General features: G+C 66.4%; 8 protein-coding genes. 7 read left to right on the top strand and 1 reads right to left on the bottom strand.

The features are described 5' to 3' along the window. Positions 1–142: 142 nt before the first annotated feature. The gene (locus tag ACK6C6_RS21595) at positions 143–2,554 is read right to left on the bottom strand and encodes a penicillin acylase family protein (RefSeq protein ID WP_409269188.1); all 2,412 of its coding nucleotides are present in this window, start codon (positions 2,552–2,554) and stop codon (positions 143–145) included. 270 nt (positions 2,555–2,824) lie between these two features. Here ACK6C6_RS21595 and ACK6C6_RS21590 point away from each other — a divergent pair, with 270 nt between their 5' ends. The 7 genes from ACK6C6_RS21590 to ACK6C6_RS21560 all read left to right on the top strand — a co-directional run bounded on the left by ACK6C6_RS21590 (position 2,825) and on the right by ACK6C6_RS21560 (position 10,451). Beyond that, on the top strand, positions 2,825–4,030 hold the full coding sequence (locus tag ACK6C6_RS21590; protein ID WP_409269187.1) for an OmpA family protein: 1,206 nt from the start codon (positions 2,825–2,827) through the stop codon (positions 4,028–4,030). 102 nt (positions 4,031–4,132) lie between these two features. Beyond that, a complete protein-coding gene (locus ACK6C6_RS21585) occupies positions 4,133–5,617 on the top strand; it encodes a DUF4080 domain-containing protein (RefSeq protein WP_409269186.1) in 1,485 nt (494 codons plus the stop codon). A gap of 56 nt (positions 5,618–5,673) precedes the next feature. Further along, positions 5,674–6,822 (top strand): MlaE family ABC transporter permease, encoded by a 1,149-nt coding sequence (locus ACK6C6_RS21580; RefSeq protein WP_409269185.1) that lies wholly within the window; start codon positions 5,674–5,676, stop codon positions 6,820–6,822. Beyond that, positions 6,822–7,688 (top strand): ABC transporter ATP-binding protein, encoded by an 867-nt coding sequence (locus tag ACK6C6_RS21575; RefSeq protein WP_081925744.1) that lies wholly within the window; start codon positions 6,822–6,824, stop codon positions 7,686–7,688. Before ACK6C6_RS21580 ends, ACK6C6_RS21575 begins: the two co-directional genes overlap by 1 nt. Positions 7,689–7,690: 2 nt before the next feature. Continuing rightward, entirely contained in the window at positions 7,691–8,638 is a 948-nt protein-coding gene (locus ACK6C6_RS21570) for an MlaD family protein (protein WP_409269183.1), read from the top strand. Positions 8,639–8,646: 8 nt separating this feature from the next. Continuing rightward, positions 8,647–9,273 (top strand): ABC-type transport auxiliary lipoprotein family protein, encoded by a 627-nt coding sequence (locus ACK6C6_RS21565; RefSeq protein WP_349681040.1) that lies wholly within the window; start codon positions 8,647–8,649, stop codon positions 9,271–9,273. Then, positions 9,270–10,451, top strand: a complete 1,182-nt coding sequence (locus ACK6C6_RS21560; RefSeq protein ID WP_209589708.1) for a VanZ family protein — start codon at positions 9,270–9,272, stop codon at positions 10,449–10,451. The genes ACK6C6_RS21565 and ACK6C6_RS21560 overlap by 4 nt, the downstream gene beginning before the upstream one ends. Positions 10,452–10,490 lie beyond the last annotated feature (39 nt).

The raw sequence follows: 10,490 nt of genomic DNA, 5'->3' as shown, positions 1-10,490 counted from the left end.
TCTTTCGCTGTCGTTTCGTTTTGCGAATCGAAGCAGCTCCGGAAGACACGAATCATAGCAAAGCCGGCGGCCATGGCGCAAGTAGGCAGTGTGAGTTTTTGAGACATTTCAGCCTGCCCTAAGCCGACATTTCTTGCACGCCTTATTCACGCAGGCTCATCGTTGCGTAATTCGGATCGACCTTGATCTTCTCCTGCGTGAACGGCAGCACCGGCCACTCCTTGCGCGAGTACACCTGAGTCTGGTCCGCATACCAGGGCGACTTGGGATCGGTCGACTGGCCATAGGTCAGCATCGCCTGCGCCACCGGCCCCTGCTCGTCGAAGCCGACGGTCTGGATATAGCTCTGCCCCCAGTGGGCGCCGACATAGCCGTTGGCGGTGAGGCCCGTGCGCATCGTCAGGGAACTGTAGGTGCCCTCCTGGTTGCCGTTCCCGCCATGCAGCGGGATGCGCACGCCGTTGCGCGGCTCGACCTGGACATCCCCCAGGCGCGCGTCGAGCGGGATGCCGAGCGACTGCAGCTTGACGGCCGCATCCCGCAGCGCCGCCAGCATGGCCGGCATCGCGGCCGGCGCCACGCCATTGGGCGTGTTCACCGGGTCGGCAGGATTGAAGGGATTCGCCCACTTGTTCGGAATGCTCGACGCCACGCTCCAGAATTCGCGGAACAGCACCGCGCCGCGGCTGTCGACATTGGCGCGGCGGTCCCAGGCCTGCAGCACGTTGCAGGCCTGGCGCGACAGCTCGTTGCTCAGGGCCGCGCAGGCGGTCAGCAGTTCGGGCAGCACCAGCTCGGCCGCGTACACGCGGTTCGAGAAGGCGAGCGCCTGCATGTCGGCCAGGGTCAGCTTGCTGCGCTGCGCCAGCAGGTCTTCCATTTGCCGGAAGCCGATGCGGGTGCGCAGGGTCTGCTCGACGCCGGTGCGTCCATACAGCGGCGAGAAGCCCAGCGGCGCCGGGCCCGTCAACAGCGCTTTCGGGTTGGTCAGCCAATAGCTGTCGTTCGAATTGCCGACGTAGTCGGTGCGCATCATCCACGGCGCCTTCGCCGGCGCGTAGATGCCCGGCGGCGCGCCGGCATCCTGCCCCCAGCCGCAGGCGCTCCTCGAACCGTCGAACAGCAGCGCCGCCTGCAGCAGCAGGCAGCCGTTCACGAACTTGTCCGCGTTCATGTGCGGCACCACGCTGGCGTCCGCATACAGCGCATTGCCTTCGCGGTCGGCGGCAACCGTGTTCACCCAGGGCAGGCCGACCACCTTGTCGAGCGAATCCTTCAGCGCACGCACGCTGCCGGCCGTGCCGATGCCCAGCCACTGCTCGAGCATGCGGGTGTTGTAGCGGTTCGGGTCGGCCAGGACGTAGGCGGCGCCGGCGGTCCAGGTCATCCCCGCCGCCGGGCGCACGATGACGGCGCCCTGGTGGCTGAAGTAGAAGGTCTTGCTGCGCCGGCCCACCAGCCCGTCCGGCAGCAGCGCGTCGACGGTGACCGTCTTGGACGTCATCTTGCGGCGCTCGCCGTCATAGAGATAGGTGGTGCCGATCGGGTCGGTGGGATCCAGCGCCAGCCGGAAGGTGGTGAAGTGATAGGCGAAGGTGACGGTGTGGCTCCAGGCGACATCCTTGTTGAAGCCGATGACCACTGCCGGCACGCCGCCGATGATGACGCCCATCGCGTCGTAGCGCCCCGGCACGGTCAGGTGGGCCTGGTAGAAGCGGTCGGCGGTGGTCCAGGGGTAGTGCGGATTCCCGAGCAGCAGGCCGCGCCCGTTCGCCGACAAATCCTTGCCGACGCCCAGCGCATTGCTGCCGAAGCCCTGGCGGTTGAGCTTGTCGAGCTGGGCCACCAGGGTGGAGGCATCGATCTCGCGCGGCGCCGCCTTGGCCAGGCTCACCGTGGCGCCCGGAACCCGGCCCGCGGCGACGAAGTCGCGGGCGAAGGCCTGGCCGGACGCGTGCAGCGCCTTTTCCGCCACCACCAGGTACATGTCGTCGAGCGTGATCGGGCGCACCCACTTGGCGTCCGCGCAGGCAGCGGGCAGCTTGCCGGCGTAGTCCTTCAGGTAGCGGTTGTAGCCTTCGACGAAACCTTCGAGCAGCTGACGCGGTTCGGCCGTGCCGGCGGCGTAGTTGGCGCGCAGCTGTTCGATGTCGAGGTAGCCCTTGAAGAAGAAGTCGCTCTCTTCGTTGTTCAGGTCCATGAAGCCGCTGCCGCCGCCGTACTCGTCGCCGGTGCGCTGGCGCGGCCGCGCCTCGCCGCCGAAGAACAGCGAACGCTCGCCGCGCACGGTCAGCACCGAGTCGGCGAACATGCAGACGTTGTCCTGGGCGTAGGCATAGGCCAGCCCGTAGGCCAGGCTGCGGTAATCCTCGGCGCGCACGTGCGGTATGCCGTGCGTGGTGCGTGCGACCTCGACCTGGATGCGCGCGGCAGTCTGCGGCGGCGGTGGCGGGGCTGCGACATCGTCCTTGTCGCTGCTGCAGGCGCCCAGCACCAGCATGGTGGCGAGCGCCGCGGCCAGCAGGCCGGCGCGAGGAAAGACAGGGCTTGGCATGGAGAACTTTCTGCGGCCAGCGGCACGCGGCAGAGAATGTTAAAATCGCACAGTTGAACTCTAAACAATTTTTAGCGCTACGCCTACTGGTGAAAGTGATGGGTTCAACCAGGGCGGATACGTACCGGCGCACTGTACGCGTGATGTGTTGTTATTTCGAGAATATTTCTCTTATGCGAGGTAGCGAACAGTACGCAAGATGCCAAAAGGTAATACTTTGCCCTGTAACTCCCCGAGAGCCGAGGCCTTCGAGGCCCCGGTAACAGACCAATGTTTTTACTGACGAAAAGCAGAACAATGAAAGCATCCAACAAACTCGCCGCACTGATCGCACTGGCCTGCGCAACCATGGTGAACGCCCACGCGGCACCGCAAGAGGCAGCTTCCCAGCAGTCCGCACAGGCCGATTCGGCCTACGTGAACCCGGACTGGGCCAACAGCGCCTGGTACGCAGGCGTGGGCGCTGGACGCTCGCGCGCAGACATCGACCAGAGCGCGCTGCAGCGCACCCTGAACTCGAACGGCTCGACCCTGAGCAGCTTCAACACCGATGACCGCGACGTCACCTGGAAGCTGTTCGTCGGCAAGCAGCTGAACCGCTACTTCGCCATCGAAGCCGGCTACTTCGAACTGGAAAACTTCGACTTCGAAGCCTGGACCAACCGTGGCAACCTGAACGGTGAAACCAAGTTCCGCGGCGTGAACCTCGACCTGGTCGGCCGCCTGCCGATCACCGAACGCCTGACCTTCCTGGCGCGCGGCGGTGTCCAGTACACCCGTGCCAAGACCCACTTCAACGGCTCCCGCCTGGATGCCGTGACCGTCGCCAACCCGCCGAACGAAGGCCGCCGCCACGGCAAGTACGGCCTGGGCCTGGAGTACGCGCTGAGCGAAAACATGGCACTGCGCGGCGAAGTGGAGCGCTACCGCGTGACCGACGCGGTCCAGAACCGCGGCGACATCGACACCGCCACCGTGAGCCTGGTCTGGAAGTTCGGCCGTCCGGTCAAGGCAGCCTACGTTGCTCCGGCACCGGTCGAGGCAGCACCGGCACCAGCGCCGGCACCGGCACCGGTCGTCGCACCGGCACCGGCACCGGAACCGGTCCCGACCTCGGAAAAGGTCTCGATCGCGGCTGAAGCCCTGTTCGACTTCGACAAGGCGATCGTCAAGCCGGAAGGCAAGGCGGCACTGGACGAGTTCATGGCGAAGCTGGAAGGCCTGAACACCGAAGTCATGATCGCCGTCGGCCACACCGACTCGGTCGGCACCAACGCCTACAACGAGAAGCTGTCGCTGCGCCGCGCCGAAGCCGTCAAGGCCTACATGGTCTCGAAAGGCCTGGATCCGGCCCGCCTGTACACCGAAGGCAAGGGCGAGACCCAGCCGGTCGCCGACAACGCCACCGCCGAAGGCCGCGCCAAGAACCGCCGCGTGACCATCGAAGTGGTCGGCACCCGTACCGTCACCAAGTAAGCCTTGGCTGAATGAAAAAGCGTCCGGCGCAAGCCGGGCGCTTTTCTTTTTTGTGGCGCCGACGCCGCAGGCCCGGTGCCCGCATTCGGTACAATGCGCGGGATGACCATCCTGCTTTCCACGCTCAACGCGCGCTACACCCACGCTTCCCTCGGACTCCGTTACCTGCTGGCCAACATGGGCCCGCTGCAGGCGCAGACGCGCATCCACGAATTCGTCATCGGCGCCAAGACCAGCGACCTGGTCGAACGCATCCTGGCGCACCAGCCGCGCATCCTCGGCCTGGGCGTCTACATCTGGAACGTCGAAGAGACCACCCGGCTGGTGGCGCTGCTCAAGCGCGTCGCGCCGCAGCTGACGATCGTGCTGGGCGGCCCGGAAGTCTCGCACGAGACCGGCGAGCAGGAGATCGTGCGGCTGGCCGACTACGTCGTCACCGGCTGGGGCGACGTCACCTTCCCCAAGCTGTGCGGCGAGATCCTGAACGGCCCCAAGCCGCTGATGAAAGTGCACGCCGGCGTGCAGCCGCCGATGGCGGAGATCGCCCTGCCCTATTCTTTATATAGCGACGAGGACATCGCCCACCGCACCCTGTACGTGGAAGCCTCGCGCGGCTGTCCGTTCAAGTGCGAGTTCTGCCTGTCTTCGCTGGACAAGACCGCCTGGCCCTTCCCCTTGGAGGCCTTTTTGGCCGAGATGGAGTCGCTGCATGCGCGCGGCGCGCGCCTGTTCAAGTTCGTCGACCGCACCTTCAACCTGAACGTCAAGACCAGCCTGCGCATCATGCAGTTCTTCCTCGATAAACTCGAGGCGAACCCGGATGACCCGGTCTACGCCCACTTCGAGCTGGTTCCCGACCACCTGCCCGAAGCCCTGAAGGAGACGATCGCCAGGTTCCCGCCCGGCGCGCTGCAGTTCGAGATCGGCATCCAGAGCTTCAACCCCGAGGTGCAGGCCCTGGTGAGCCGGCGCCAGGACAATGCCAAGGCCGCCGACAACATCCGCTGGCTGACCGAACACTCGCAGACCCATTTGCACGTGGACCTGATCGCCGGCCTGCCCGGCGAGGACGTGGCCAGCTTCGCGCGCGGTTTCGACCAGTTGGTAGGGCTGGGAGCCCAGGAGATCCAGTTCGGCATCCTCAAGCGCCTGCGCGGCACCCCGATCATCCGCCACACCGAGCCTTTCGGCATGGTCTACGATCCCTACCCGCCCTACACCGTGCTGGCGACGAAACAGGTCGATTTCCCGACCATGCAGCGCCTGGTGCGCTTTGCCCGCTACTGGGACCTGGTGGCCAACTCGGGCCGCTTCGCCAACACCACCCGCGTGCTGCTGGGCGATGCCCCGTTCGACAACTTCATGGCTTTTTCAAGCTGGATCTACACCAAGACCGATGCAACCCACCGCATCGCGCTCGAGAAGCTGGCAAAACTGGTGCAGGAATGGCTGCAGCTGCGCGGCATGACGCGCGAGGAAGCGGCTGCCCTGCTGGCCTCGGACTATGCGGGCAAGCTCGATACCGCCCCGGCGCACAAGCCCGTGGCCGCCGCGCCCGAACGCCAGGTTCGCCACCTGGCTGCGTAGCGCGCTATGTTAGGAACCGTGTAGCAGCGATAACGATTCTCTTTTACACTGGCGCAATGCAGATTGAAAATGCGCCAATATTAACCATCCAGCATCCAGACCAGGCCTCGGGTACCGGCGCGGCCCCATCTGTCATGGCGAGCGGCGTCTGGCAGGTACATACGCTGTCGCGCAAGGGCGTGCTCAAGGCGATCACCCGCACCCTGAACACGCTCAAGAAGAACAGGCAAAGCCTCGCCTGGGACCTCTCCAGCATCGAGCGCCTCGACCACGTCGGCGCCCAGATGTTCTGGAACGCCTGGGGCAAGCAGCGTCCCGCCGGCCTGAAGCTCGATCCGCAGCACGAAGAACTGTTCGGCCGCATCGAGAAGGCCAGCGCCATCAAGCTGCCGCGCCATAAAGTCAGTCCGCTGAACTGGCTGATCGTGCTGGGCGGCGGCATCCTGTCCTTTTTCGAGCACCTGCGCGGCTTCATCAGCCTGATCGGCCAGCTGATCCTGGACTTCGGCCGCTTCCTGCGCCGCCCGCAGGCCGGGCCCTGGCGCGAGATCTCGGCCAACATCTACCACTCCGGCTTCCAGGCGCTCGGCATCACGGCGATGGTCGGCTTCCTGATCGGGATCGTGCTGTCCTTCCTGTCGTCGCAGCAGCTGCGCATGTTCGGCGGCGACATCTACATCGTCAACATCCTGGGCATGGCCGTGATCCGCGAGCTGGGCCCGCTGCTGGCGGCGATCCTGGTGGCGGGCCGCTCCGGCTCCTCGATCACCGCGCAGCTGGGCGTGATGCGCGTGACCGAGGAACTCGACGCCATGCTGGTGATGGGCATCTCGCACGGCCAGCGCCTGATCATGCCCAAGGTGATCGCGCTTGCCATCTCGATGCCGCTGCTGGTGGTCTGGACCGACGCCATGGCGCTGATCGGCGGCATGGTCTCCGCCAAGATCGAGCTGGGCCTGTCGTTCCGCTACTTCATCCAGAAGCTGCCGGATGCGGTGCCGGTGGTGAACTACACCATCGGCCTGCTCAAGGGCTGCGTGTTCGGCATGCTGATCGCGCTGGTGTCCTGCCACTTCGGCCTGCGCATCAAGCCGAACACCGAAAGCCTGGGCCGCGGCACCACCACCGCGGTGGTCACGGCGATCACGGTCGTCATCCTGGCGGATGCGGTGTTCGCCATCATCTTCAACGACGTGGGGTTCTGATGGCAGACACGAACCAGCCCACCAAGCCACGCGAACCGCAGCGCCTGAACAAGCGCCCCGAGGAAGACGTCGGGCCGCCGGTGGTCGAGATCCGCAATCTGTGGACGCGCTTCGGGCGCACCGTGGTGCACCAGGACCTGAACCTCGACATCTATGCGGGCGAGATCCTCACCATCGTCGGCGGCTCCGGCACCGGCAAGACCGTGCTGCTGCGCCAGATGCTGGGCCTGGAGCGCCCCTCGGAAGGCTGCGTGAAGGTGTTCGGCGAGGACATCAGCCAGGCCGAACCGGAACAGCTGCAGCACATGCGCAACCACTGGGGCATGCTGTTCCAGCAGGGCGCGCTGTACTCGGCCCTGAGCGTGTTCGACAACATCGCCTTCCCGATGCGCGAGCTGCGCTCGCTGCCCGAGGACGTGATCCGCGACGCCGTGCTGCTCAAGATGGACATGGTCGGCCTCGGCCCCGAGCACGCCAACAAGATGCCGTCCGACCTGTCGGGCGGGATGGTCAAGCGCGCGGCCCTGGCGCGCGCCCTCGCGCTGGAACCGCGCTTATTGTTCCTGGACGAACCCACGGCGGGCCTCGACCCCGACCTGTCGGATGCCTTCGTGTCGCTGATCCAGACCCTGCACAGCGAACTGAAGCTCACCGTGGTCATGGTCACGCACGACCTCGACACGCTGTTCGCGCTGTCGTCGCGCATCGCGGTGCTGGCAGAGAAGCACGTGCTGGCGGTCGGACCGGCCTGTGACGTGCTGCGCGTCCAGCATCCCTTCATCAAACACTTTTTCCTGGGCCCGCGCGGCCAGCGGGCGCTGGAAGTGCTCGAAGAGCGCCAGGCCCAGAACGATTCGGAGAACTGAATATGGAAAACAGGTCGTATGCCCTGATGACAGGCGTCTTCACGATCGCCCTGGTGGTCGCGGCCGTGCTGGTTGGGCTGTGGCTCAACCGCGACCGCACCGAGCTGGTGCCCTACGAGATCGTGACCACCCAGTCGATCCCGGGCCTGAACCCGGAAGCCGCGGTGCGCTATCGCGGCCTGGAAGTGGGGCGCGTGGACCAGATCATCTTCGACCCGCGCGTCACCGGCCAGATCCTGATCAAGCTGTCGGTCGACAAGAATTCGCCGATCACCACCACCACCTTCGCCTCGCTCGGCTACCAGGGCGTGACCGGCATCGCCTTCATCCAGCTCGACGACGACCGCACCGGCTCGCCGCGCCTGGCCTTGCGCGACGACCAGCCGGCCCGCATCCCGCTGCGCCCGGGCCTGCTCGACATCCTGGAAAAGCGCGGCCTGGCCATCCTGGAAAAGACCGAGCAGATCACCGACAGCCTGGCCAAGATGGTCACCGACGAGAACCAGCAGACCATCGTCGGCGCCTTCGACAGCATCGGCAAGGCGGCCGACGCCTATGCCGCCATTCCGCGCAAGCTCGAGCCGACCATCGACCGCCTGCCGGCGCTCACGGCAAAGATCGACCGCAGCCTGAGCTCCTTCGACGCGACCGCCGCCAGCATCCAGGCCACCGCCGACAACTACGACCAGCTGGCCACGCGCCTGCAGGCCCCGGACGGCCCGCTCGAGCGCCTGAATGGCGCGGTCGGCTCGCTGCAGTCGGCCACCAGCGAACTCGAACTCGAAACCCTGCCGCACGTCGTCCAGATGACCGACGAGGCGCGCGGCGCGCTGCGCGCCGTGAAGCGCACCGCCACCTCGCTGTCCGACCGCCCGCAAAGCATCCTGTTCGGCGCCCCGAGCGCCCAGCCGGGTCCGGGCGAACCGGGCTTCGTGCCACCGACCAAATGAGGACCACCGTGACCGCCACTCCGATCCGCGCCCTGTTCGCCCTTGCCGCCTCGAGCCTCCTCCTCGCAGGCTGCGCCAGCAACAAGATCCAGGAAAGCATGACCTACGACTTCGGTCCCGCCGCGCCGCTGCAGCAGGGGGCTCCGGCCTCCGCACCTGCCAATATCGCCGCGCTGGTGGTGATGGACTTCACCGGCCCGTCGGCCCTGGAGAACGAGCGCATGTTCTACCGCCTGGCCTATGCCGACGCGCTGCAGGCCCGCACCTACGCCCATGCGCGCTGGGCCAACGAGCCGCTGCAGATGCTCACCCAGCGCGTCAAGGCGCGCCTGGCGCAGTCGGGCATGAAGGTGCTGTCGGCCACCGACGCCTCCACCGGGGTGCCGCTGCTGCGCGTGGAAGTGGACGACTTCGTCCATGCGTTTTCCGGCGTGAGCCAGAGCGAAGGCCAGATCACCCTGCGCGCCTCGCTGTTCAACGACCACCGCCTGCTCGACCAGCGCACGTTCACGCGCACGACGCCGGCCCCGAGCGCCGATGCGCCGGGCGGCGCGCGCGCCCTCGCGGCCAGCACCGACGCCGTGGCAAGCGACATCCTGGCATGGCTGGCGACGGTCGATACCCGAAAACGATGACCAAGCCTACCGTCGCCGTCGAGCAGCGCGAACGCCCGCGCGAAGGACGCGGCTCGCCGATCGCACGCGCGGCGCTGCTGGCCTACCTGCTCTTGATCATCTACGCCAGCTGGTACCCGTTCACGGGCTGGCGCAACAGCGGGGTGCCGGTATTCACCTTCCTCAATACGGTCATGCCACGCTACTGGACCGGCTTCGACGTCGGCGTCAATATCGTCGGCTACATGCCGCTCGGGGTGCTGCTGGTGCTGTCGGTCTACCCGCGCGTGCGCGGCATCTGGGCGGTGCTGCTGGCGGCGCTTGCCGGCATCCTGGTGACGCTCACGATGGAAACGGTGCAGAACTTCCTGCCCAGCCGCGTGCCGTCCAACCTCGACCTGATCACCAATGCCGGCGGCTGCCTGGCCGGCGCGCTGCTCGGCGCCTGGTGGGCGCCCGGCCTGCTCGACCGCAGCCGCCTGTTCCAGCTGCGGCGCCGCTGGTTCGCGCCCTACGCCAGCCAGGGCCTGGTGCTGGTGGCCCTGTGGCCGCTGGCGCAGATCTACCCGCAAAGCTACCTGTTCGGCCACGGCCAGGTGCTGCCCATCCTCTCGGATTGGCTGTCGCGCTGGTTCGATACCGACATCGACCTGGTCAACATGCTGCGTCCGGGCGAAGCGATGAGCGTGGAGCAGTACTGGCTCTCGGAGACCATCATCACGGCCTGCGGCATGACCGGCGCCGTACTGACGCTCATGTGCCTGGTGCGCCGCAGCGCGCCGCGCTTCCTGCTGATGGTGGTGTTCCTGGCCACGGCCCTGCTGGTGAAGGCGCTGGCGAGCTCGCTGCTGTTCCGGCCCGATAACGCGTTTGTCTGGGTGACGCCCGGCGCGGAAGGCGGTTTCATCATCGGCATCATCATGCTCACCGGCCTGGTGTTCGCGCCGCAGGTGGCGCAGCGCCGGCTGGCGGTGGTCACGCTGGTGCTGAGCCTCATCGTGGTCAATACGGTGCCGGTCAACCCGTATTTCGTCTCCACCTTGCAGGGCTGGGTGCAGGGAAAGTTCTTGAACTTTAACGGCGCGGCCCAGTTCCTTTCCCTGACATGGCCCTTCCTGGCGCTGTGGTTCCTGCTGCTGCCCTCGCACCAATTGAACCGCCCGGAGCCGCGGCCCGGGGCAGCGGACGGGGAGTCTTGAACATTTGCCGTATCATGAGGGCTGGCGACCATCTATGAC

It is taken from the genome of Massilia sp. BHUDP2 (assembly GCF_046236355.1).
Taxonomy (GTDB): domain Bacteria; phylum Pseudomonadota; class Gammaproteobacteria; order Burkholderiales; family Burkholderiaceae_D; genus Telluria; species Telluria varians.
This window is presented reverse-complemented; position numbering and strand designations above follow the sequence as displayed.

Coding starts and splice junctions, on each gene's coding strand:
- ACK6C6_RS21595 (WP_409269188.1), bottom strand. CDS start 2,554: ATGCCAAGCCCTGTCTTTCCTCGCGCCGGCCTGCTGGCCGCGGCGCTC.
- ACK6C6_RS21590 (WP_409269187.1), top strand. CDS start 2,825: ATGTTTTTACTGACGAAAAGCAGAACAATGAAAGCATCCAACAAACTC.
- ACK6C6_RS21585 (WP_409269186.1), top strand. CDS start 4,133: ATGACCATCCTGCTTTCCACGCTCAACGCGCGCTACACCCACGCTTCC.
- ACK6C6_RS21580 (WP_409269185.1), top strand. CDS start 5,674: ATGCAGATTGAAAATGCGCCAATATTAACCATCCAGCATCCAGACCAG.
- ACK6C6_RS21575 (WP_081925744.1), top strand. CDS start 6,822: ATGGCAGACACGAACCAGCCCACCAAGCCACGCGAACCGCAGCGCCTG.
- ACK6C6_RS21570 (WP_409269183.1), top strand. CDS start 7,691: ATGGAAAACAGGTCGTATGCCCTGATGACAGGCGTCTTCACGATCGCC.
- ACK6C6_RS21560 (WP_209589708.1), top strand. CDS start 9,270: ATGACCAAGCCTACCGTCGCCGTCGAGCAGCGCGAACGCCCGCGCGAA.